We start from the raw sequence: 22876 nt of genomic DNA, 5'->3' as shown, positions 1-22876 counted from the left end.
GCCGGTCAGTTGACCGCGCCGTTGATCACCGATTTGTCGATCACGCCTGCCTCGACGCCCCAGTTCTGCGCGACCTTCTTGTAACTGCCGTCGTCGATCAGATGCTGCAACGCCTGCTGCAGAACGCCCGCCAGCGGCGAGCCCTTGGCAACCGGCCAACCGTACGGCGCCGAATCGAACAGCTGACCGGCTGCTTCGAGCTTGCCGCCGCTCTGCTTGATGGCGTACGCGGTCACCGGCGAATCAGCCGACATCGCATCGACTTTCCCGAGCGCGAGTGCGCTGGCGGCGTCGTCCTGGCGATCGAACTTCTGCTTGTCGATGGCCGGCTTACCCGCCTTGACACAGGCGTCGCTCTTGGCCGGGATCTCGTCGGTGTCCTCGACAGTGGTCGACTGCACGGCCACCCGCTTGCCGCACGCATTGTTGGGGTCGATCGGCTTGCCGGTCTGCTGCGCCCACTGGATACCTGCGCTGAAGTAAGTGGTGAAGTCGACCGTCTGCTCGCGCTCCTTCGAGTCGGTGAACGACGACATACCCATGTCGTACGTTCCCGCCTGAATCGCGGGGATGATCTTGTCGAAGTCGGATTCGGTGAACTCCGGCGTCACGCCGAGCACCTTGCTGACCGCGGTCATCAGATCCACGTCGAATCCGACGATCTTGCCGCTGCTGTCCTTGAACTCGTTGGGCGCGTAGGGAACGTTGACACCGATGACCAATTTGCCCGCGCTCTTGATCTTGTCGGGCAGCGTCGCCGCAATCGAGTCCACCTTGGCGACGTCTACGGTCGCAGTTTCGCTGCTCGACCCCGACGAACTTCCACTGTCGCTGTTGTCCGCACATCCGGCGAGCAGCAGTGCACTGCTACCCGCCAACGCACACACAACGCGAACTACCCGACCACGAGCAAAGACGGATCGACCAGACACTGCAGTCCTCCAAGTTTCGAATTTTTCACAGACAGGCAGGCGCTGCCCCGTCGCAAGAAATCTAGGCCACGTCCGGGCAGTGCGCTGTCTCGTAACCGAACATTAATCCCCCGAGGGCGGCAGTGGTGTCCATATTCACCTGGCGGGTCACCGTCGATGAACGCGCGCGATCACGTTCTCGGTGAACTCGCTCGTAGATACCAGTCCACCCAGATCTGCGGTGGCAATTCCCGCCTCGAACGTCGCAGCAACCGCATGCTCGATTCGCTTGCCCGCCTGGGCAAGCAGCGGATCCGTATGGCGCTCCGACAGCCAGTGCAGCAGCATCGCGGCCGACAGGATCATCGCCGTCGGATTGGCTCGGTTACGCCCGGCAATAGTCGGTGCGGCACCGTGCGCGGCTTGCGCCATCGCCTGCGACTCCGAGCAATTCAGCGACGCCGCGGTGCCCAGCGAGCCGCTCAACTCGCCTGCCAGATCGGACAGGATGTCGCCGAACAGATTCTCTGCGACCACGACGTCGAAGTCCGCACCGCGTCGCACCAGATGCGCGGCCATCGCGTCGACGTGCTCGTCGTCGATCGTGACATCCGGATAGGACGCCGCCACGTCGCGGCACACGTCGAGAAACAACCCCGTCGTCATCGACAGGACGTTCGCCTTGTGCACGATCGTCACATGCTTACGTCGCGTCTGCGCCAGCCGAAAGGCATGGTGCGCAATACGTTCCGTCGCGGCGCGAGTGACAACTCCCACGCTCATCGCGACGTCCGGCGTCGGCATGAACTCACCCGCGCCCGCGAACATGTTGCGATCGGCGTAGAGACCTTCGCTGTTTTCCCGCACGATCACCAGGTCCATGTCAGGCGCAATGGACTGGACGCCGGTGAACGCCCGAGCGGGCCGAACGTTCGCGAACAGATCGAATCGCTTGCGAATGGCACCGCCCGGTGGCGGGCCGGTGCGCACCTCCGGCGGATACGACGCGCTGTCGTGCGGGCCCATCAGCCAGCCATCGACGTCGTCGAGCGCCTGCATGGTCGATTCCGGGAGCGGCTCACCATGCTGGTCGATCGCGGCGTGGCCCATCGTCGCACTCACCCACTCCACGCGAGGACCGTGCACAACGGCGAGCACCTCGTCGACCACGCGTCGAGCGGCAGGAACTATCTCGCGTCCGATCCCATCTCCATCGACGACGCCGAGCCGAATGCCAGTTGATGCCTCAGTAGCCACAAGGCCATCATTACTCACCATGGTTCAGTCGGTAGAACTACTCCTCGACGACGGCGCGGACAGCGCTGTCCGCAGGCAATGGCAGGTACTTGCCGACGCCGGGTTGCCGAGTCAGAGCAAGCACACGGGGCCCAGCAATCGTCCGCACGTCACGCTCGCCGTCCACGATCGGATCACGCCCGAAACCGATGCCGCGCTCGAGCGGGATCTGCACTTCTACGGCATCGCAATCCAACTGGGCGGACTCGTCGTGTTCGGCGGCCGCAACGCGACATTGGCGCGATTGGTGGTCCCAACCGAGGAACTGCTCGATGTTCATGAGCACATCCGGGACCTGTTGGGTCCCGGTCGAATGCACACCGATGTCGGGCACTGGACACCCCACGTCACGCTGGCGCGGCGATTGCATCCCGACCAGGTGGGGTCGGCGATCGGGCTACTCCTGGGCGAGGACGACATTCACGGGCGATCGGTGGCGTTGCGACGCTGGGACGGCGACAACCGGATCGAACGGCTCGTAGCGTGGGAAGAATCGACGTGATCGACGCGTTGAAAGCGGAAAGCACTTCAACGAGAGGAAGCAAGTGTCGACTCAGACCCTGACTCAGCAGAACTTCGACGAGGTAGTCACCGGCAGCGACATCGTGTTGGTGGACTTCTGGGCATCGTGGTGCGGTCCTTGCCGTAGCTTCGCGCCCACCTTCGACAAGTCGTCCGAGCAGCATCCCGACGTGGTGCACGGCAAGGTGGACACCGAAGCCGAACAGGGACTTGCCGCCGCTGCCAATATCCGGTCGATTCCGACGCTGATGGCGTTCCGCGAGGGTGTCTTGGTCTTCGCACAGCCCGGCGCCCTGCCACCGGCCGCACTGGAAGACCTCGTCACCCAGGTGAAAGGCCTGGATATGGACGACGTTCGTAAACAGTTGGCCGAGCAGCAAGCCGCTTCCGACACAACTGCCTGAAGTCGCGTAAGAATCTTTTCGGCAATCGTGTCGAAATCGAACTGGACCGTTCGACGCGATGGTGAGGGCAAGACGGCCCCCATACCGAAGGAGAACGCGATGAAGTACCTCAGCTGGGTCAAGAGCAACAGCGAGTACGGCGTGCCACCGGCTGCGTTGACCGACGCAATCGCACAGTCCGGTGCCGAGCAGTTTGCATCCGGCAAGATGCTCGACGCCGGTGGCTTGAGCACGCTGCGCGAAGGCGGTGCAAAGGTCTCGCTGACAGGCGGCAAGATCACGGACGGTCCGTACAGCGAGGCGAAGGAACTGGTCGGCGGCTACGCGATCCAGAACCACGCATCGCTCGACGAGGCCAAGGCAGGCGCTGTCTGGATGCTCGAACTGCACAAGCAGCACTGGCCCGAATGGGAAGGCGAAATCGAGATTCGCCAGATGTTCGGACCGGAAGACTTCTGATACAGCGCTGGGGCGCTGCCGCACTCAGTGTGCGGCGGCGTCCCAGCTCCGTCCGGTCCCTACCGACACTTCCATCGGCACCGACAGCTCGATGGCCGATGCCATCTCGTCACGCACCAACTTCTCGACGGCCTCGCGCTCGGCCGCGACCACCTCGAACAGCAACTCGTCGTGGATCTGCAGCAACATTCGCGACTTCAGTTTCGCGTCGGCCAGCGCCTGCTGCACGTTGATCATCGCGACCTTGATGATGTCGGCCGCGGTGCCCTGGATCGGAGCGTTGAGCGCGGCCCGCTCGGCAACGTCGCGCCGCTGCCGATTGTCGCTGTTGAGGTCCGGCAGGTAACGACGGCGACCGAAGAGCGTCGACGTATACCCCACCTTGCGCGCTTGATCGACAGCATCGCGCAGGTAATCGCGCACCCCGCCGAACCGCGAAAAGTATGTCTCCATCTGCTCTTTGGCCTCGTCGGTGCTGATTTTCAGCTGGGCCGACAGTCCGTACGCGCTGAGCCCGTAGGCAAGACCGTAGGACATCGCCTTCACCCGCCGACGCAGCTCGGGCGTGACCTCCTCGATCGGCACACCGAATGCCTTGGAGCCGACGAACGTGTGCAGGTCCTCCCCCGTGTTGAAGGCCTCGATCAGACCCTCGTCGCGCGAAAGGTGCGCCATGATGCGCATCTCGATCTGGCTGTAGTCGGCGGTCATCAGCATGTCGAAGCCGTCGCCGACGACGAATCCGTCACGAATCTGCCGACCGGCATCGGTCCGAATCGGGATGTTCTGCAGGTTCGGCTCTGTCGATGACAGCCGACCCGTCGCGGCGATCGTCTGGTTGAACGTGGTGTGGATACGACCGTCGTCTGCCACCGATTTCAGCAGACCGTCGACCGTCACTTTCAGCCGCGTCGCGTCACGGTGAGCCAACAGGTGTTCGAGGAACGGGTGGCTGGTCTTCTCGAAAAGTCCTTGCAGCGCATCGGCATCCGTGGTGTAGCCGGTCTTGGTGCGCTTGGTCTTCGGCATTTCCAACTCGTCGAAGAGCACCACCTGCAGCTGTTTCGGTGAGCCGAGGTTCACCTGTTTGCCGATGACGTCGTACGCCGAATTGGCCGCGCTGCTGATCTGCTCGGCGAACGTGCTCTGCAGATCGTGCAGGTGAGCGGTGTCGACAGCAATGCCGTCGGACTCCAACGTGCCGAGTACACCCGAGAGCGGAAGCTCCATCTCCGAGAGCAGAGCCGTCGACTCGATCTGTTCGAGCTCGGCGTCCAGTGCGTCCGCGAGATCGGCGACGGCTTGCGCCCGCAGAATCTCGGCTTCGGCAACGGCGGTGTCGAGTTGCTCCTCGTCGTCGAGCAACGACAGTTGCGCTTCTTCGGGCTTCTCCACGCGCAGTTCGCGACGCAGGTAGCGCAACGAGAGGTCGTCGAGGTTGAAGCTGCGCTGACCGGGACGCACCAGGTAGGCGGCGAGCGCGGTGTCGGTGGTGAGTCCGTTCAACTTCCAGCCGCGCCCGCCGAGTGCGTGGGTCGCGGCCTTGGCCTCGTGCAGAGCCTTCGGCTGACCGGCATCCGCCAGCCACGCACCGAGCGCCTTCTCGTCCTCGGGATCGAGGCCCGCGACATCGATGTAGCCACCCTCGCCATCGGAGGCTGCGATCGTGATCGCTTTGACATCGCCGCCGAACGGTGTGGTGGTGCCGACGATCGAAACGCCATGGCGTTCGCCGGTGCTCGCGTGCTTGTCGAGCCACCCGCTCACCTCGCCCGCACCGATCGCGCCGCCGCTGATCTCGAACCCTTCGTCGGCTTCCGGCTCGGCCGAGGCGAGGGTCTCGAACAGGCGGTCGCGAAGGACGCGGAACTCGAGGTCGTCGAAAAGCTGGTGGATCTTGTCGCGGTCCCAGGCGCCGTGCTCGAGCTGCTCCGGGGTGTACGGCAGCGGGACATCGCGCACCATCTCGGTGAGCTGACGGTTGAGCAGCACGCTCGACAGGTTTGCACGCAGGGCGTCGCCGACCTTGCCGCGAACCTCGTCGACGCGGTCAACCAACGTCTCGAGATTGCCGTACTCCTTGATCCACTTGGTCGCGGTCTTCTCCCCCACACCCGGAATGCCGGGCAGGTTGTCGCTGGGATCGCCGCGCAGCGCAGCGAAATCCGGGTACTGCGCAGGCGTGAGCCCATACTTGGTGAACACTTCGTCGGGTGTGAACCGAGTGAGTTCGGAGACACCCTTGCGCGGGTAGAGCACCGTGACGTTGTCGTTGACCAGCTGGATCGCATCACGATCGCCGGTCACCACGAGCACCCGATAGCCGAGCGGCACGGCCTGGGTCGTCAAGGTGGCAATGATGTCGTCGGCCTCGAAACCTGCCTCGGCCATCACCGGAATTCCCAAGGCGCCCAACACATCCTTGGTGAGTTCCACCTGCCCCTTGAACTCGTCGGGTGCGCTGCTCCGGTTCGCTTTGTACTCCGGGTACGCCTCGGCGCGGAAGGTCTGACGGGAAACGTCGAACGCCGCGGCGATGTGGGTGGGCTGCTCGTCGCGAAGGATGTTGATCAGCATCGACGTGAAGCCGTACACCGCGTTGGTGGTCTGACCGCTGGTGGTCTTGAAGTTCTCGGCAGGCAACGCAAAGAACGCGCGGAACGCGATGGAATGGCCGTCGAGCAGCATGAGGACGGGCTGCTTCGACTCCTCCGTCTGTACCTTCGCCGAACTCTGACCGGTGCTTGTCGCTGGGCTCACGGCACCGAGTCTAAGGACGGCTACCGACAGGACGTCTCGCGCCCTTATCCCACTCCCAGATAGGCAGCCTTGATCGACGGATCGGCCAGCAACTCTTTGCCCGTTCCGGTCTTGGTGACCTCACCGGTTTCCAGGATGTACGCGCGATCGGTGCGGGTCAGCGCCTGCTGCGCGTTCTGCTCGACCAGCAGAATCGTCGTGCCGCGCGCATTGATCTCCGAAATGATGCGAAAGATCTGCGCGATGATCATCGGCGCCAGCCCCATCGACGGCTCGTCGAGCAGCAGCAACCGCGGCCGCGCCATCAACGACCGCCCGATCGCGAGCATCTGCTGCTCGCCACCGGACATGGTGCCGCCGACCTGGGTGCGCCGTTCCTGCAGTCGCGGGAACAGCTCGAACACCCAGTCCAGGGTCTCCGTGTACGCGGCCTTCGACTCGAACTTGCGCGCGTAGTGGCCCATGTCGAGGTTTTCCTGGACGGTCATGCCGGGGAACACACCGCGGCCTTCCGGCGATTGCACGATGCCGGCGATCACCCGCTCGTGCGCCTTCATGTGCGTGATGTCCTTGCCGTCGAACACGATCTTGCCCGACGTCAGCGGCAACAGCCCGGACAGCGCCTTCATCGTCGTCGTCTTGCCCGCACCGTTCGCGCCGAGCAACGTGACCAGCTCGCCGTTGTCGACGCGCAGCGAAATCCCGTGCAGCGCTTGGATTCGCCCGTAGTTGACGACGATGTCGCTGATCTCGAGTAGTGGTGTACCGGTTGTCGACGGCTCGGTCAACACGGCCTCCGGCTTCCTATGCGCTGGCATTGGTTGCATCCCCCGTCACTTCGTTCGCCCCGTCGTCAGGCACTCCCAGGTAGGCGGCGATCACTGAGGGATTCTCACGAATCGCGGCGGGCAGGTCGTCGGCGATCTTCTTCCCGAACTCGAGCACCACGATCCGGTCGGTCACACCCATCACCAGTCGCATGTCGTGCTCGATGAGCAGCACGGTGAAGCCGTCGTCGCGAATCTTGCGAATCAGATCCATCAACGCCGACTTCTCGGCCGGGTTGAATCCGGCTGCAGGCTCGTCGAGGCACAGCAGCTTCGGTTCTGTCGCCAACGCGCGGGCGATTTCGAGGCGCCGCTGATCGCCGTACGACAGGTTCTTCGCCTTCTCCACTGCACGCGGAGCAATGCCGACGAATTCCAGAAGCGCCATGCCGCGTTCTATCGCGTCACGTTCCTCCCGGCGATGCCGCGACGTACGAAATATTGCGCCGGGCACCGAAGTCTTGTGTCGCGCATCGGTTCCGACCACCACGTTCTCCAACGCGGTCATCTCGCTGAACAACCGAATGTTCTGGAACGTGCGGGCAATGCCGAGTCGCGTGATCGCGTTGCGCTTGGTCTTGGTCAACGGCGCACCGTCGAAGTACACCGTGCCAGACGACGGCTTGTAGACGCCGGTGATCGCGTTGAAGCAAGTGGTCTTGCCCGCACCGTTCGGTCCGATCAGCCCCAGAATTTCGCCGCGGCGGATCTCGAAGCTCACCGAGTCCAATGCAACCAGACCGCCGAACTTCACGCTCAGATTCTCGGTGCGCAGCAGTGCTTCGCCGACGGCCGTGTCGATATCGCGGGTAGGCGCGACCACCTCGGCGACGGCGTCGGGATCGGACAGAACCGGATCGATCGCGCTGACGTCGACCACACCCGCGCTCTGCACATCGGTGTCCGGTGAAACCTGGGCGGCGATGTCCTCGTTGCCGAAGAGCGCGTCCCCACCTCCGTGCGTGGTCATTTGCCGACTCCCAGCGCTTGGGCAGGCCTGCGTACCGCCTGATAGATCTGCCGACCGTATGCGAGAAGCTTCTGCCGCACCGGGAACAAGCCCTGCGGACGGAAGATCATCAACGCGACCAACGAGACGCCGAAGAACAGGTACTTGTAGTCGCCCAACGATTGGTCGCCGACCTGGATCGACATGGCCCGGTTGGGCAGATACACGATCAGAAACGCACCGACGATCACGCCCAGCTTGTTGCCCTGACCACCGATCACCACCGCGCAGAGGAAGAGCATGGAGTTGATGATGTTGAATCCGGTCGGGTTGATGAACTGCACCTGACCCGCGTAGATCGCACCGGAAAGCCCGCCGATCGCCGCGCCGATGGTGAACGCCCACAGCTTGAACTTGAAGGTGGGGACGCCCATGATCTCGGCAGCGTCCTCGTCTTCACGAATGGCGACCCAAGCCCGGCCGACCCGACTGCGTTCGAGGTTGCCGACCAGCAACAGCACCACGATCACCAGTGCCATGCCGACCCAGAACCACCACACACCGGCATTGACGCCGTCGCCGGTGTTGCCTGCCGAGAACACGCCGAACGGCTTGTCGGCCGATTCGCCCAGGCGTGGATAGGCGGTCTGCGGAAGGCCCTGGCCGCCGTTGGTGACGTCTTTGAGATTGTCCGCGAGCAAACGCACGATCTCGCCGAAGCCCAGCGTCACGATCGCGAGGTAGTCACCGCGCAGCCGCAGCGTCGGGGTGCCGAGGATCAGGCCTGTCAGTGCTGTCACCGCTACCGCAAGCGGCAGACATGCCAGCCACGCCCAGTCCTGACTGAACCAGCCACCCGGGCCGGTTTGATTCCACGGACTGCTGGGGCTGGTCAACAAGCCCACCGTGTAGGCGCCGACGGCGTAGAAGCCGACATAGCCGAGGTCGAGCAGACCCGCTTGTCCGACAACGACATTCAGCCCGATCGCGATGAGCGCGTACATGGCGAACTGCGCCATCACACCAGAGAACGACGTACCCGGTGTGTTGATGATCGGCGGCGGAAACACGGGGATGATCGCGATGAGCGCAAGCGCGGGAACGCCCACCAGCCACTGCATGGGCCGGGACAGTCCGTTCCACCAGGTGCGCAGCGAATCGCCGATGCCGCGTTTGGGTTCTTCGGCCTTGGTCGGCACCTCGATCGGTGCCTTCGACTCGCTCATACCCGCGCCCTTCCCAAGCTCTCACCGAGAATGCCGGTGGGGCGGAACATCAAGACCAGCACCAGCAGCACGAAGGCAACGACGTCGCGCCATTCGGTACCGAAGAGGACCTGCCCGTAGTTCTCCATCAATCCGAGTATCAACCCGCCGAGCAAGGCGCCGCGCAGGTTGCCGATACCGCCGAGGACGGCTGCGGCGAAAGCCTTGATGCCGAGGATGAATCCGCCGTTGAAGATGATGCCTGACGGGATCTTCAGCGTGTAGAGCAATGCGGCCGCGCCTGCGAGGATGCCGCCGAGCAGGAACGTCAGCATGATGATGCGTTCGCGTGAAATGCCCATCAGGGTGGCGGTATTGGGGTCCTGTGCGACCGCCCGAATACCGCGTCCGAACTTGGTCCGGTTGATCAGAATGTCCGTGCCGACCGTCAACACGATCGCGGCGACGATGATCACGATGGTCACGTTGCTGACCGATGCGGTGCCGATCTTGAACACTTCCACCTGCTGCACCAGTTTGATCGGCTGCTGCGCGTTGGTACCGCCGAGGCCGGGCTTGATCTTCGGCAGCACGTAGTGCACGAACTCCTGCAGCACGAACGACATGCCGATCGCGGTGATCAGGAAGACCAGCGGCTTGGCTCCGCGCTTTCGCAAGGGCCGGTACGCGACTCGCTCCAACCCGACGGCGGCACCGCCCGAGACCAGCATGCCGAACAGCATTGCCAGACCGAGGAACACGACGGTCATCGCCATGCCCTCTTTGTAGACGTTGCCGCTGGGTGTGAAGCCGAGCAGTTCCAGCGCCACGTATTGGCCGAACATGCCGAGCATGAAGATCTCGGAATGGGCGAAGTTGATCAGCCTCAGCACGCCGTACACCAGCGTGTAGCCGATGGCGACCAGGGCGTAGATCGCGCCGTACGCCAACCCGTCGACGGTCAGTTGCCAGAAGCTCTTTCCGAGCCCGGCGATGTTGAAGTCGATCGAGCCTGCGTAAACGCTGGCCGAGTGGGCTAGTGAAGTCGCGATCATTCGGTCACTTTCGCAATGTTTGTCGGTGCGTTTCGTGCGACTGCTTTTCGACAACGACGCGGCCGGGCGTCTGCCTCAGGCAGAGCACCCGGCCGCGTCGTCGGAGTCGATGAAAGATCAGCCGACCTTGTAGATCTCGATCAGAGCGTTGGAAAGCTCGCCCTTGTCGTTCCACTGGTACTTCTTACCGATGCCCTGACCGTTGTAGCTCTTGACGAAGTTCAGCATTCCGGCGCGATCCTTCACACCGGAATCGATGCCCTTGAGCATGATCGTCGTCAGATCGTAGCCCTCGACGGAGTAGACGCCGGGAGCCTGCTTGTTCATGTCCGTGTACTTCTTGACCCATTCGGCCGGGCCAGGCACACACGGGCAGGTCAGGATGGCGTCCTTGGCGGCTTCGCCGGCCTGCTTCACGAACTCCGGATCGTTGGTGCCGTCGCCCGAAGCGAACGTGGAGGTGACGCCACCTTCACGCAGCTGACTGACGAACGGTGCGGCCTCGGCGTAGTAGCCCGAGTACCAGATCGCGTCCGCGTTCTCGCCCTTGATCTGCGAGACCGTGGCCGAGAAGTCCTTCTGGCCCGACTTGACGCTCGCCGAGCACGCGGCATCCGCTGCGCCACCGAGGCTTTCGGTGACGACCTTCGCCAGCCCGACGCCGTAGTCGGTGTCGTCCTGAACGACGCAGACCTTCTTGGCGTTGAGCGTGCCGGTCAGGTACTTGGCGACTACCGAGCCCTGGCTGTTGTCGTTGCCCAGACCGCGGAAGAACGTGGTCCAGCCCTTCTCGGTCAGCGACGGGTTGGTCGCCGACGCGGTCAGGAACGGCAGACCGGCCTGATTGAACTGTGCGCCGGTCGCGTTGGTCTCACCGGAGAATGCCGGGCCGAGCAGGCCGATGATCGAGGTGTCCGACGTGATCGGACCTGCAACCTGAGTGGCCTTCTGCGGATCGCCTTCGGTGTCGAACTGCTTGAGCTCCACCTGGCAGTTCGCGTTCGCTTTGTTGTGCTCGTCGAGGGCCAGCTTGGCACCGAGCAGAATGTTCTGGCCGAGCGCGGCGTTGGCGCCGGTGAGGGCACCCGCCATCGCCAGGGTCGAACCCGAGCAGGTAGCCGACCCGTCGCCGGCGGGGTTGGCAGCATCGCTGACGCTGGCAACCGGTGCTTCTTTGCCTTCGGAATCGAGCAGCGTCTGCGGCTTGATGCTCAAGCTCGTCGACGACGCGCTACCCGACGTACCGCTGGTGTCCGACGAACCGTTGTCCGTCGACTTGCTGCTACATCCCGCAACCGCGAGCGTGGCAGCAACGCCAACGATCAGCGCGCCCCTCGCTACCCGGCCCCGATTATTAGGACTACGCACTTTCCACCTCTGATTCCATTCACTCCCCGGCAGCACCGGAGAGGCCGACTACGCCAGCCCGGGGAAAAACATATCGTCGCTGCGTTACCTACGCATCACAAAGCGCTCAATTCGGCGCTGTGTCGGCGCGCTATTTGTCCAAATTCTCCAACACCACATCGGCGACGGCCTTCATGGTGGTGCGTCGATCCATCGCGGTGCGCTGAATCCACTTGAACGCCTGCGGTTCGGTGAGACCCTGCGTACGCATAAGCACGCCCTTCGCGCGCTCGACGAGCTTGCGGGTTTCGAGGCGATCGGACAGATCGGCGACTTCACTCTCGAGTGCGGAGATCTCCGAATACCGGCTCGCCGCAAGTTCGATCGCGGGAACCAGATCCGATTTCGAGAAGGGCTTCACCAGATACGCCATCGCACCGGCGTCGCGCGCGCGCTCCACCAGATCGCGCTGGCTGAACGCCGTCAGGATCACGACCGGCGCAATACGCTTCGACGCGATTTCAGCAGCCGCGTCGATGCCGTCGCGTCGCGGCATCTTCACATCCATGATCACCAGATCCGGCTTGTGCTCGATCGCAAGGTCGACGGCCTGCTGCCCGTCGCCTGCTTCGCCGACCACGTCGTAGCCTTCCTCGCCCAACATCTCGACCAGGTCCAAGCGGATCAGCGTTTCGTCCTCGGCGACCACGACACGGCGTGGCCCCGTCCCAACTGGTGCAGATTCGGTCATCGAAGTAGCCCCCTCTGATCGGCAACGCGGGACAACACCCGAATGTAGGCAGGGTACCGGTGCTCGACATCGGGAGGGTGTTCTCTAGACTGGTGCACCGCGAGCCGCGCAGGCTCGCACACGCCCTCGTATCCCAATTGGCAGAGGAAACGGATTCAAAACCCGTGCAGTGTGAGTTCGAGTCTCACCGAGGGCACCACACTTCTGGACCGTCCAGCTCATTCGTCGAGCGGGCGATGAGGGTTCACTTTCCAGCCGAATCACAGCCCGGAGGGCCTGTTCGGCGGCCCTCGACCAATCCGGAACGGCCGCGGCAGCGAATATTCGGTAATGCCGTACCAGAAATTTGCATGTCTGGTGCCGCATTTCGAACTGACCGACACGTCGTATACGAGAGTGGTCCGCAACTTGAGAACGCCGCGATCGACATGGAAGACAGCACTGCGAGGGGTCGTTTCCGGCTTGCTCGTCGCCGCCGCTATAACGGGGGTCGCAGGTAGCGCCACCGCCGCGCCGAGCAGCGCGCACGTTGTATCGGTGGAGAGCGTGAACGACAGACAGCAGAACGTCATGGTGTTCTCCCCCGCCATGAACCGCCCGATCAAGATCCAGGTGATCCGCGCGGCGGACAAGTCGAAGCCCGCGCCGACGCTGTACTTGCTGAACGGATCCGGTGGCGGCCCGAACGCCAGCGGGTGGGACGCGCAAACCGACGCAGTGAGCTTCCTGCGCGGCAAGGACATAAACGTCGTCACCCCCTACGGTGGCGCCAACTCCTACTACACCGACTGGATCCGCAACGACGCCAAGCTCGGCTTCAACAAGTGGCAGACCTTCCTCAACGACGAGCTGCCTCCGGTCATCGAAAGCTTCTTGGGCGCCAACGGAAATCGGTCGCTTGCAGGCGTCTCGATGAGCGGTACTTCGGTGCTCAACCTCGCGATCGCCAAGCCCGGCTTCTGGAAGAGCGCCGCCTCGTATAGTGGCTGCGCGCAGACGTCGGATCCGATCGGACACGAGTTCGTCAAGATCACCGTCGAGACCTGGGGCGGTGGCCAAAGCGTCGAAAACATGTGGGGCCCGGCTGACGGGCCGCTGTGGCGCGCAAACGATCCGCTCGTCAACGCAGAAAAGCTGCGCGGCACCGCCATCTATTTGAGTTCAGGAACCGGCATCCCCGGGTTTCCGCACGACACACCGCTCGACGCACGGGTAGCGGATGGCCGATTCCCGTTGCCGCTGCAACTCGGATTCGGCGCACCGATCGAGGCAGCGATCCATATGTGCACGGTGAACCTGGAGAACCGACTGAATCAGCTGAACATCCCTGTGACGGTGAACAATCGGCCAGTCGGGACGCATTCGTGGGGGTACTGGGAGGACGACCTCAAGAGCTCCTGGCCGTTCATCGCGCAAACGGTCGGCGCCCCGGTCAACTAGATCCGCCGAGTGCATGGAAACGGTCGCTCATGATGGGGCCGAACAGCGACCGTTTCCATGCACTCGATCCAGGGGTGTCCTGGATGGACCAGAGATAGCCAATTACAGAGCCGCTCCCGTCGCTCCGCATCCAGCACGGGCAGCACCTGGTGGAAGTCGGCCTGATCCTTGCTACGCAGATGTTTGGCCTTGAACAACAGCACGACCTCGGGGATCACATACGGGATGCCGTCGTCGGTGCGCAGGATCAGATCCTCGTATGGCAGGGTGATCGATGTGCCGCGCCGGCATACCCAACGACTGCCGACGTGAGGCTCTCGAAATACGTCGACACGATAGCGGCCGGTCGCTGGTTGTCGTAGCCACGTCTGGAAGTGATCGGCCATACCTTCGGGTAGCGGCCAAATTCGACCGTTGCCGGCGACGTCCCACTCGAAGCCGGAAAATGCAGCAACGATCTGGTCGAATTGCGAACTCGGCACTGCGATTTCGAGGTCGCTGTGGACCCGGGCAGCACGGTCGGAGAACAACTCCAAAGCCCACCCGGCAGCGACGCACCAAGGAGCCGTGACGTTCGAGAGTCGCTGGGCAACCTCGCTGGGCGTCCATGCGTCCCAGAGTTCTTCGCACTCAGCTATGGAAACCTTCCGTCCCGGCATGTTCAACCTCCGATAATTCGCAAGCACTTTAGATAGTTGGTAGCACGCTGAGTGAGCGGAGTCGGCGGTAGGAACCTGCGGATGCCTCTGCATTTGTCAAGATTGGTCGAGTTCTAACACGTTCATATCTTTTGTAGCAAGACAGTTGTCCTGCAGGACAGTTCGAAGTGTTCCCGCTGCTGGATGCGCGTCCGCGCTAGCTGCCGCCCTGAATCAGCACAGGTGACCTAACGGCCCAAACCGGTTGCGACGGAGCAGACTCGCAACGCGGGCAACTGATCATGCGACGATCCATCGATGACAGACATCTGGGACTTCCTCGAACGCGAACGTGCCGAACTCGCAGACTTCCTGGAAACGCTCACCCCCGAAGAATGGGAGGTCCAGTCGCTTTGTAGTGAATGGAAGGTACGCGACGTGGCTGGTCATCTCTGTGCGATCGGAGAATTCCGTCAGCGATGGTGGACATTTGGGCTGGCACTACCTCCAGGCAGGCTTGTCGGCCGACTCTCGAAATCGGGATTCCGGTTCGAGCGTTTCGCGGCGGAAGACGGAAGGACCCGCGGAGCCGAACCACCCACGGCAATCATCGCCGCGCTGCGAGAGTTGGTGCCACGGCGGGAACATCCGCCCGGCATGCCGACGGTCGCACCACTTGTCGACATCCTCGTCCACAACCTCGACATCCGCCGTCCCCTACTCAAACCGCGTCCGATGCCCGCCGAATCGTTCGCACTTTGTGCGCCATTATTCACCCGAATCGGGTTCGGTTCGTTGTACTTCCGAAGCCGAAATCGTATCGCCGGACTGCGAATCGTCGCCGACGACGTCGGCTGGTCGACCGGCGACGGGCCTGAGGTGCGGGGTTCCGCCGAAGCGATCTTGCTGACGCTCGCCAACCGTCCAGTCGGTCCGAACGAGTTGACCGGCGAGGGCGCTGATCAGCTTCGTAACCGGCTCCGCGGTAGTAGCAAATTGATCTCTGACGACTGAGTCCGGCGCCGAGGAGCAGCTGGTCTGCGGCTCGTTTCGCCGTACTCCTAGAACGCATGTTCGAACTCTGATATAGTCACCTGGGCGGGTCGGTGGTAGATGACTACGGGAAGCACTGGCCCGCCTTCAGCTCCTGCGCGACTGACGGCCCAGAGCCGTTTCACGACTTACCGTTTGAGACTTTGCTGCGTCGCGTTCGAACGCGGTTTGCACCATAGATACAACTCGGAAGCGCCGACCCCGCCGTTTCGGTACTACTCTGCGGACTACCAATCGCATCGGCCGAGGACGGTGAAGCATGACGCTGTCGGCGGGAAACACGTTCGCTGGATACGTCGTGCAATGCCACCTCGGTCGCGGTGGGATGAGCGAGGTGTATCGCGTCACCAACCCGACCAGCGGTCGTACCGAGGCACTGAAAATCCTGGAGCCCGAGATCGCGTTCGACGGTGCCGCCCGCGCCCGCTTTCAGCGTGAATTCGACATCGCGCACACCCTGCACCATCCGAATCTCGTTTCTATGTACAGCGACGGGCTGACCGATGATGTCCCCTGGCTCACAATGCAATTCGTCGACGGGCCGAGTGCGTCGACGCTCATCCCCCTCCTGGGCGCGCGCCCTGATCTGAACGCCGTGATCGACGTCGTCGACCAGATAGCCGACGGCCTCGACTACGCACACGGCAGGGACGTGCTGCACCGAGATGTCAAGCCCGGCAACATACTCGTGGAATCGACGCCATCGCTGGCGGTGTTGACGGACTTCGGCGTCGCTTACCTGCTCGACGACTCGCGCCCACTGGTTCGGAAGGGTCGAATCCTGTCGACCATTCCCTACGCCGCGCCGGAATTGCTGCAAGGCCAGCAACTGCTGCCCGCAACGGACCAGTACGCGCTTGCGTGCACGCTGGTGGAATTACTGACGGGTAGAACGCCGTTTCCCTACTCGACCACCTTCGCCATCGCGCACGCACACATCGCGTCGACCCCACCACTGCTGACCAAGCGCGCACCGTGGTTGCCGCCGGCGATCAACGCGATCGTCGGAAAGGCTCTCGCAAAAGATCCGACAGATCGGTATCGAACGTGCGGCGAGTTCATCGATCTCGCCGCGGCCGTTCTCGAAAGCACGTCGGACGAAGTTGCCGGACGAACGCCCCTCGGATTTCGACGCTGGCTTCGCACCAGAATGGCGTCCGGTCACTGAATTCGGACAAATGCACCAACGCATTTCGCTTCCCTGGCAACGGTCCCGATCAACTCACTTTGCTTCGGCAGTTCCCCGAGAATTCGCGTCTTCGCCGTGTTTGACTGGACGGACCCGAAAGGCCAAACGCGCCGTGGGACAACGATGTCGACCCTTCAGCGGCTCCACGCCGAACTGAGTCGTCTCGGCACCGCAGTGTGCACGACCTGGTTCTCGACCCTTGAGAAGGACCCGCTAATGACTCAATCGAAAGATCAACCCGCGCAGGTCTACGACAATTCCGCATTGTCCGAAGAAGACGAGGGTTACCAAAAGGGCCTCAAGCCCCGTCAGCTGCAGATGATCGCCATCGGCGGCGCGATCGGAACCGGACTGTTCCTCGGCGCCGGCGGACGTTTGGCCGATGCAGGTCCTGGCCTGTTCATCGTCTACGCCGTCTGCGGCGTATTCGTATTTCTCATCCTGCGCGCACTCGGCGAACTGGTGCTGCACCGGCCGTCGTCCGGGTCGTTCGTGTCCTACGCACGCGAATTCCTCGGCGAGAAGGCGGCTTACGTCGCAGGCTGGCTGTACTTTCTCAACTGGGCGATGACGTCGATCGTCGACTCCACCGCCATCGCCACCTACTTCCATTTCTGGAAGACGTTCGAGCACGTCCCGCAGTGGCTGATCGCGTTGATCGCCTTGGCAATCGTGCTGACGATGAACTTGATCTCGGTGAAGCTGTTCGGTGAGCTCGAATTCTGGGCGGCACTGATCAAGGTCGTCGCGCTGATCACCTTCCTGGTGGTCGGCACGATCTTCCTGGCGGGCCGCTACGACATCAACGGCAACAGCACAGGCATCAGTGTCATCTCGCATTCGGGCGGGTTGTTTCCGACGGGCATCTACCCGCTGGTGATCGTCACATCCGGCGTCGTCTTCGCCTACGCCGCAGTCGAACTCGTCGGTACCGCGGCAGGCGAGACCCAGAACCCCGAGAAGATCATGCCGCGCGCCATCAACTCGGTCATCGCCCGCATCGCGGTCTTCTACGTGGGTTCCTTGGTCTTGCTCGGCTTGCTGCTGCCGTACACGGCGTACAAGGCGGGAGAAAGCCCCTTCGTCACGTTCTTCTCCAAGATCGGCGTCGACGGTGCAGGGACGATCATGAACATCGTCGTGCTGACCGCCGCATTCTCGAGCCTCAACGCCGGCCTCTACTCGACGGGCCGCATCCTTCGCTCGATGTCGATGAACGGCAGCGCGCCCGCGTTCACCGGCCGGATGTCAGGGAACGGCGTGCCGTACGGCGGCATCTGTCTGACCGCGGTGTTCGGCTTGTTCGGCGTCGTTCTCAACGGCATCGTGCCCGGGCAGGCATTCGAAATCGTGTTGAACATGGCGTCTCTCGGAATCATCGCGTCGTGGGCGACGATCGTGATCTGCCAGATTCAGCTGTACCGCTGGTCCCAGAAGGGAATCTTGGAGCGCCCGAAGTTCCGGCTGTGGGGATCGCCCTACACGGGCTACGTGACACTGTTGTTCTTGGGCGCGGTGCTGGTTCTGATGGCGATGGACCATCCGATCGGCTCGTGGACCGTTGCGACCCTGGTTGTCATCATCCCGATGCTCATCGGCGGCTGGTACCTGGTTCGCAAGCGCGTGCAGGCGGTTGCGCAGGAACGGCTGGGTTATACCGGCGAGTACCCGGTTGTCGCCAAGCGGCCGCTCCCGAACGACGGCGACAACTCATAGTTCGCTTCGCACACGAGTGAGGATCCCTCACTCGTGTGCGAAGGTCAGCTGACGGGCGAAAGCTCCCAGGTGCCATCGCCTTCGAGTTCCAGCTTCTGCGTGTGATGCTGATCGACGGTGCTGCGATGGGCGACGCTGACCAGGATGCACTCGGGCACCTCGGACCGAATCAGTTGGTAGATAGCGAATTCCAGGCCCTCGTCGATGGCCGACGTCGCCTCGTCGAGGAACACGACCTTCGGCTTGATCAGCAGGATTCGAGCGAACGCAATTCGCTGCTGCTCGCCGGGCGAGAGAATCTTCGCCCAGTCGGCCACCTCGGTCAGCCGGTCGGTGAGATTGCTCAGGAACACCTTCCGCAAGGTCTCGCGCAGGGCTTCGTCGTCCAGTTCGCCAGGTGCCGCCGGGTACGAGATCGCTGTGCGGAGATCGCCGAGCGGCAGGTACGGCATCTGCGACAGGAACAGCGTGTCGTGACCGGGCGGCCTGCGCAGCTCGCCGTCCGCATACGGCCACAGCTCCGCGAGACTTCGCAGCAGTGTCGTCTTTCCACTGCCCGACTTGCCCTTCACGACCAGCGCGTCACCCGGCGTCATCCGCAGACTCAGATCGTCGATGAGAACTTCACCGTCGGGACGACGAACACCGACGCCGACGATCTCGAGCGCATCGGCGGTGTCCGCGGACGCCAACTTGGGGAGTTCGCGAGATTGACCGTCTGCGGCCATCAAGCCGTCGAGTCGGATCAGGGTCGCCCGGTAGCCGGCGAAGGTGTCGTAGGACTCGCGGAAGAACGAGAGCGAATCGTGTACCTGGCCGAAGGCACTACCTGTCTGAGTCACATCACCGAGTGTTACTGCCCCACTGAAGAATCGAGGCGCCTGGATGATCAGCGGGAAAACCACCGCGGTCTGATTCACCGACAGGTTCCAGCCGTTGAACTTCAGGAGTCGATAGACGATCTGCCAGTAGTTCTTGATCACCGCGCGGAAGCGGCTCAGCAACCCGACACCCTCCACGCGCTCGCCACGATAGAAGGCAACGTTTTCCGCGCTGTCCCGTAGGCGGACGAGTGCGTAACGGAACGTTGCGGTCAGGCTTTCGTTGAGGAAGTTCAGCTTGATCAGTGGTCGACCGATCCAGAACGCGATCACCGTAGAGATGAGCACGTACGCGAACACCAAGAACATCATGGCGCGCGGAATCTCTACTCCGAGCACCGTCAACGGACCGGACAGGTCCCACAGAATCTTCGTGAACGATATGACGGACGCGATCGCGCTGACAGCACCGATCGCCAACGTTCGCGTGGTCTGCACATAATCAGTGACGTCTTGCTCGATGCGCTGATCCGGGTTATCGATCGTGTCGTCGATGAACCTGCCGCGGTAGAACGCCCGACCGTCCAACCAGTCGTCGACCAGTCGATCGGTCTGCCACAACCGCCATCGGATATCGAACGCCTGACCGGCGTAGAGATCCAGCATCGAGCGCACGACGTGAATGGTGGCCAGCACCGCGAACACGATCAGGGAGTGCCAGAACGCCGTCTTGGCAGCGTCGAGCGACGCGGTGTCACCGGAACCGAGCGCCTGCGCTGCGCCCTGAAGAGCCGTGTACATGTCGTTGCCCTGATACGACAGCAACACGTTCATCCGCACACTCCACAGCGCGAAGATGAGCAGAACCGCGATGAAGAGATACGTCTTCCATGCGCCCTTACCGGAGAAGTAGCCGCCGCCGATCCGCCAGAATTGCCGACCCCATCGGGTGAGGCGAATCAACAGAACGGAGACCAGCGCAAAACACACAGCCGTTATTGCAAAGGCTTTCAACAGCCACCAGAGGCTCTTGACCAACTCGTTGGACCAGTCGAGACTTTGCATACAACTCCATCATCAGGTGGATCCCCCCGCCTATGAGCTGGCGAAGTTTAACCCGACGACCGCCGACATGCGCGCCGCAGTACCTACTTTTCTTTCCGCGGGAAGTGCCTGATCAAGCCCTCCTGCACCACCGTTGCCAGCAGCTCACCCTCGAGCGAGAAGAATCGACCGGTTCCCAGGCCCCTCGATCCGGCTGCGACGGGCGACTCGGTGGCATAGAGCGCCCAGTCGTCGAACCGGAACGGACGGTGGAACCACATCGAATGGTTCACCGTCGCAGCGACAATGCGGTCGAGTCCCCACGACAAGCCGTGGGTGGTGATGATCGAATCGAGCACGGTGGTGTCCGACGAATAGCCCATGGTTGCCACGTGCACCAGCGGGTCGTCGGGCAGGTCGCCGTCGGCCTTCATCCAGACCCTGTTGTGATTGAGGCGCTCGCCTGTGCCCTTCATGATCCACGTTGGATCGTTGGCGTAGCGCATGTCGATCGGCTTGAGCGCGTTGACGAACAGCTCCAGGCGATCCTCGTAACCGACGAAGTGATCGCCGAGTGGCGGCAACACATCCGGATACGGAACGTCGGGCACCTCGACCGCGTGCTCCAGACCCTTGGTCCAGTCCTGGAACGCGGCAAGCATGACGAAGAGTTCCTGGTCGTCTTGAAAGGCGGTGACGATGCGATTGGCGAATGCGCGGCCGTCGCGGTGCCGTTGCACCCGGAACTCGATGGGCTCCTTGACATTTCCACCGCGAATGAAGTGTGCGTTGATGGCGTGCACAGGACGGCCGTCGCCGACGGTACGCCCGGCCGCCACCATCGCTTGCGAAATAAGCTGTCCGCCAAAGGTTCTGCTACCCACGGCGTTCGGCGGATTGTGACCGATGAATGTGTCGTCGTCGACCTGATCCAGGTCCAGCAACGTCAGCAGTATTTCGAGGTCGGTCCCCGCCTCGCTGCTAATGGTCTTCCTCGCCGATCCTGTGAACGTGAATCATGTTGGTAGATCCCACAGTTCCGGGCGGCGAGCCGGCCACGATCACCACCAAGTCGCCCTTGGCGTAACGATCGAGGTTCAGCAGCGACTGGTCGACCTGGCCGATCATGGCGTCCGTACTCTCCACCCGCGGCACCAAGAACGTCTCGGTGCCCCACGTCAGCGCCAACTGACTCCGCACCTCCGGCAACGGCGTGAAGGCCAGCAACGGCAGCCGAGTGTGCAACCGAGCAAGCCTGCGCACGGTGTCACCGGACTGCGTGAAGGCGACAAGAGCCTTCGCATCGAGCCGCTCTCCGATGTCGCGGGCAGCATACGAAATGACACCGCGCTTGGTACGCGGCACATGGGTCAGCGGCGGGATGCGCGCCAACTCCGGTTCGACGGCTTCGACGATGCGTGCCATGGTGCGAACGGTCTCCATCACGTACTTGCCGACGGAAGTTTCGCCGGAGAGCATCACGGCGTCGGCACCGTCGAGCACGGCGTTGGCGACATCCGACGCCTCGGCTCGCGTCGGCCGCGAGTTCTCGATCATCGATTCCAGCATCTGCGTCGCGACGATCACCGGCTTGGCATTCTCGCGGGCAATCTGGATCGCACGTTTCTGTACCAGCGGCACCTGCTCCAACGGCAGTTCCACACCCAGATCACCGCGCGCCACCATCACGGCGTCGAATGCGAGCACCACAGCTTCGAGATTGTCGATGGCTTCGGGCTTTTCGAGTTTTGCGATGACAGGAATCCGGCGCCCGACGCGGTCCATCACCTCGTGCACCAGTTCCACGTCCGCGGGTGAACGGACGAAGGACAATGCGATGAAATCGACGCCCAGTCGGAGCGCGAACTCCAGATCGGCAATGTCCTTCTCCGACATCGCAGGGACCGAGATATCCATGCCCGGCAGCGAAACACCCTTGTTGTTGCTTACCGGCCCGCCCTCGGTGACGCGGCAGACCACGTCGTTGCCCTCGACGCGCTCGACGACCAGCCCGACCTTGCCGTCGTCGACCAGCAGCCGATCGCCGGCCTTCGCGTCGTTGGCAAGCTGCTTGTAGGTGGTGGACACACGATCATGCGTGCCCTCGATGTCGTCGACCGTGATGCGGACCTGCTCGCCATCCGCCCACGTGGTGCGGTCGTTCGCGAATCGCCCTAGACGGATCTTGGGACCCTGCAGATCCGCAAGGACTCCGACGGCGTGGCCGGTCACGTCGGATGCCGTGCGCACCCGCTGATAATTGGCTTGGTGATCGGCGTGTTCGCCATGGCTGAAGTTCAAGCGGGCGACATCCATGCCGCTTTCGACGAGCTCCCGAATCTTCTCGTCAGTCGCAGTTGCAGGTCCGAGCGTGCAGACAATCTTGGTCCGTCGAGTCACGGTTCGAGCCTAGGGCATGCCGCCTGAATCCGGCTGGATGCACCCGGGAGATCAGATCGCCGACCGGCAAGGCGGAGGAGGCTTCGATA

Annotated in this window: 20 protein-coding genes and 1 tRNA gene; 8 read left to right on the top strand and 13 right to left on the bottom strand. The window is 62.7% G+C overall.

Annotated features, from left to right (window positions below; all coding sequences use genetic code 11):
• Positions 1-5 precede the first annotated feature (5 nt).
• Positions 6-932 carry an ABC transporter substrate-binding protein gene (locus FOY51_RS20875; protein ID WP_149432192.1) on the bottom strand — a complete coding sequence of 309 codons (927 nt, stop codon included), beginning with the start codon at positions 930-932 and terminating at the stop codon, positions 6-8.
• 147 nt (positions 933-1079) lie between these two features.
• Positions 1080-2189, bottom strand: a complete 1110-nt coding sequence (locus FOY51_RS20870; RefSeq protein WP_149432191.1) for an isocitrate/isopropylmalate dehydrogenase family protein — start codon at positions 2187-2189, stop codon at positions 1080-1082.
• Between FOY51_RS20870 and FOY51_RS20865 the strand changes: the two genes are divergently transcribed.
• The 3 genes from FOY51_RS20865 (at position 2188) to FOY51_RS20855 (ending at position 3592) form a co-directional block, all read left to right on the top strand.
• Positions 2188-2709, top strand: a complete 522-nt coding sequence (locus FOY51_RS20865; RefSeq protein ID WP_149432190.1) for a 2'-5' RNA ligase family protein — start codon at positions 2188-2190, stop codon at positions 2707-2709. The genes FOY51_RS20870 and FOY51_RS20865 overlap by 2 nt on opposite strands.
• Positions 2710-2752: 43 nt before the next feature.
• Positions 2753-3133, top strand: a complete 381-nt coding sequence (gene trxA / locus FOY51_RS20860) for a thioredoxin (RefSeq protein ID WP_149432189.1) — start codon at positions 2753-2755, stop codon at positions 3131-3133.
• A gap of 99 nt (positions 3134-3232) precedes the next feature.
• Complete coding sequence (locus tag FOY51_RS20855; RefSeq protein WP_149432188.1) at positions 3233-3592, top strand: YciI family protein; 360 nt, start codon at positions 3233-3235, stop codon at positions 3590-3592.
• Between the two features lie 24 nt (positions 3593-3616).
• Here the strand turns inward: FOY51_RS20855 and polA are convergent, their stop codons facing one another.
• The 7 genes from polA to FOY51_RS20820 form a co-directional block, all read right to left on the bottom strand.
• Positions 3617-6352, bottom strand: a complete 2736-nt coding sequence (gene polA, locus FOY51_RS20850; RefSeq protein WP_235916581.1) for a DNA polymerase I — start codon at positions 6350-6352, stop codon at positions 3617-3619.
• A 44-nt stretch (positions 6353-6396) separates the two neighbouring features.
• Complete coding sequence (locus FOY51_RS20845) at positions 6397-7170, bottom strand: ABC transporter ATP-binding protein (protein ID WP_149432187.1); 774 nt, start codon at positions 7168-7170, stop codon at positions 6397-6399.
• Entirely contained in the window at positions 7157-8149 is a 993-nt protein-coding gene (locus tag FOY51_RS20840) for an ABC transporter ATP-binding protein (RefSeq protein WP_149432186.1), read from the bottom strand. Before FOY51_RS20840 ends, FOY51_RS20845 begins: the two co-directional genes overlap by 14 nt.
• Complete coding sequence (locus tag FOY51_RS20835) at positions 8146-9354, bottom strand: branched-chain amino acid ABC transporter permease (RefSeq protein WP_149432185.1); 1209 nt, start codon at positions 9352-9354, stop codon at positions 8146-8148. The genes FOY51_RS20840 and FOY51_RS20835 overlap by 4 nt, the downstream gene beginning before the upstream one ends.
• Positions 9351-10388: a branched-chain amino acid ABC transporter permease gene (locus FOY51_RS20830; protein WP_149432184.1), complete on the bottom strand. Its 1038-nt coding sequence runs from the start codon at positions 10386-10388 to the stop codon at positions 9351-9353. The genes FOY51_RS20835 and FOY51_RS20830 overlap by 4 nt, the downstream gene beginning before the upstream one ends.
• Before the next feature lie 117 nt (positions 10389-10505).
• Positions 10506-11756: a branched-chain amino acid ABC transporter substrate-binding protein gene (locus tag FOY51_RS20825; protein WP_235916580.1), complete on the bottom strand. Its 1251-nt coding sequence runs from the start codon at positions 11754-11756 to the stop codon at positions 10506-10508.
• Between the two features lie 130 nt (positions 11757-11886).
• Positions 11887-12486 (bottom strand): ANTAR domain-containing response regulator, encoded by a 600-nt coding sequence (locus FOY51_RS20820; protein ID WP_149432183.1) that lies wholly within the window; start codon positions 12484-12486, stop codon positions 11887-11889.
• A gap of 122 nt (positions 12487-12608) precedes the next feature.
• Between FOY51_RS20820 and FOY51_RS20815 the strand changes: the two genes are divergently transcribed.
• Positions 12609-12685: transfer RNA gene (locus FOY51_RS20815), tRNA-Leu, on the top strand.
• Between the two features lie 347 nt (positions 12686-13032).
• Positions 13033-13926 (top strand): alpha/beta hydrolase, encoded by an 894-nt coding sequence (locus tag FOY51_RS20810; RefSeq protein ID WP_235916578.1) that lies wholly within the window; start codon positions 13033-13035, stop codon positions 13924-13926.
• Here the strand turns inward: FOY51_RS20810 and FOY51_RS20805 are convergent.
• Complete coding sequence (locus FOY51_RS20805; RefSeq protein ID WP_149432181.1) at positions 13923-14585, bottom strand: hypothetical protein; 663 nt, start codon at positions 14583-14585, stop codon at positions 13923-13925. The genes FOY51_RS20810 and FOY51_RS20805 overlap by 4 nt on opposite strands.
• Before the next feature lie 297 nt (positions 14586-14882).
• Between FOY51_RS20805 and FOY51_RS20800 the strand changes: the two genes are divergently transcribed.
• The 3 genes from FOY51_RS20800 (at position 14883) to FOY51_RS20790 (ending at position 18522) form a co-directional block, all read left to right on the top strand.
• Complete coding sequence (locus tag FOY51_RS20800) at positions 14883-15578, top strand: maleylpyruvate isomerase family mycothiol-dependent enzyme (RefSeq protein WP_149432180.1); 696 nt, start codon at positions 14883-14885, stop codon at positions 15576-15578.
• 298 nt (positions 15579-15876) lie between these two features.
• Positions 15877-16785, top strand: a complete 909-nt coding sequence (locus tag FOY51_RS20795) for a serine/threonine-protein kinase (RefSeq protein WP_149432179.1) — start codon at positions 15877-15879, stop codon at positions 16783-16785.
• 237 nt (positions 16786-17022) lie between these two features.
• Positions 17023-18522 carry an amino acid permease gene (locus tag FOY51_RS20790; RefSeq protein WP_149432178.1) on the top strand — a complete coding sequence of 500 codons (1500 nt, stop codon included), beginning with the start codon at positions 17023-17025 and terminating at the stop codon, positions 18520-18522.
• 44 nt (positions 18523-18566) lie between these two features.
• Here the strand turns inward: FOY51_RS20790 and FOY51_RS20785 are convergent, their stop codons facing one another.
• The 3 genes from FOY51_RS20785 to pyk all read right to left on the bottom strand — a co-directional run bounded on the left by FOY51_RS20785 (position 18567) and on the right by pyk (position 22787).
• The gene (locus FOY51_RS20785) at positions 18567-20408 is read right to left on the bottom strand and encodes an ABC transporter ATP-binding protein/permease (RefSeq protein WP_149432177.1); all 1842 of its coding nucleotides are present in this window, start codon (positions 20406-20408) and stop codon (positions 18567-18569) included.
• Between the two features lie 83 nt (positions 20409-20491).
• Positions 20492-21373: an acyl-CoA thioesterase gene (locus tag FOY51_RS20780; RefSeq protein WP_149432176.1), complete on the bottom strand. Its 882-nt coding sequence runs from the start codon at positions 21371-21373 to the stop codon at positions 20492-20494.
• Positions 21369-22787 carry a pyruvate kinase gene (pyk, locus tag FOY51_RS20775; protein WP_149432175.1) on the bottom strand — a complete coding sequence of 473 codons (1419 nt, stop codon included), beginning with the start codon at positions 22785-22787 and terminating at the stop codon, positions 21369-21371. The genes FOY51_RS20780 and pyk overlap by 5 nt, the downstream gene beginning before the upstream one ends.
• Between the last annotated feature and the right edge of the window lie 89 nt (positions 22788-22876).

The organism is Antrihabitans cavernicola, assembly GCF_008297975.1.
Lineage (GTDB): Bacteria > Actinomycetota > Actinomycetes > Mycobacteriales > Mycobacteriaceae > Antrihabitans > Antrihabitans cavernicola.
Note: the sequence above shows the minus strand (reverse complement) of the source record. Positions and strands in the feature narration are given on the sequence as shown.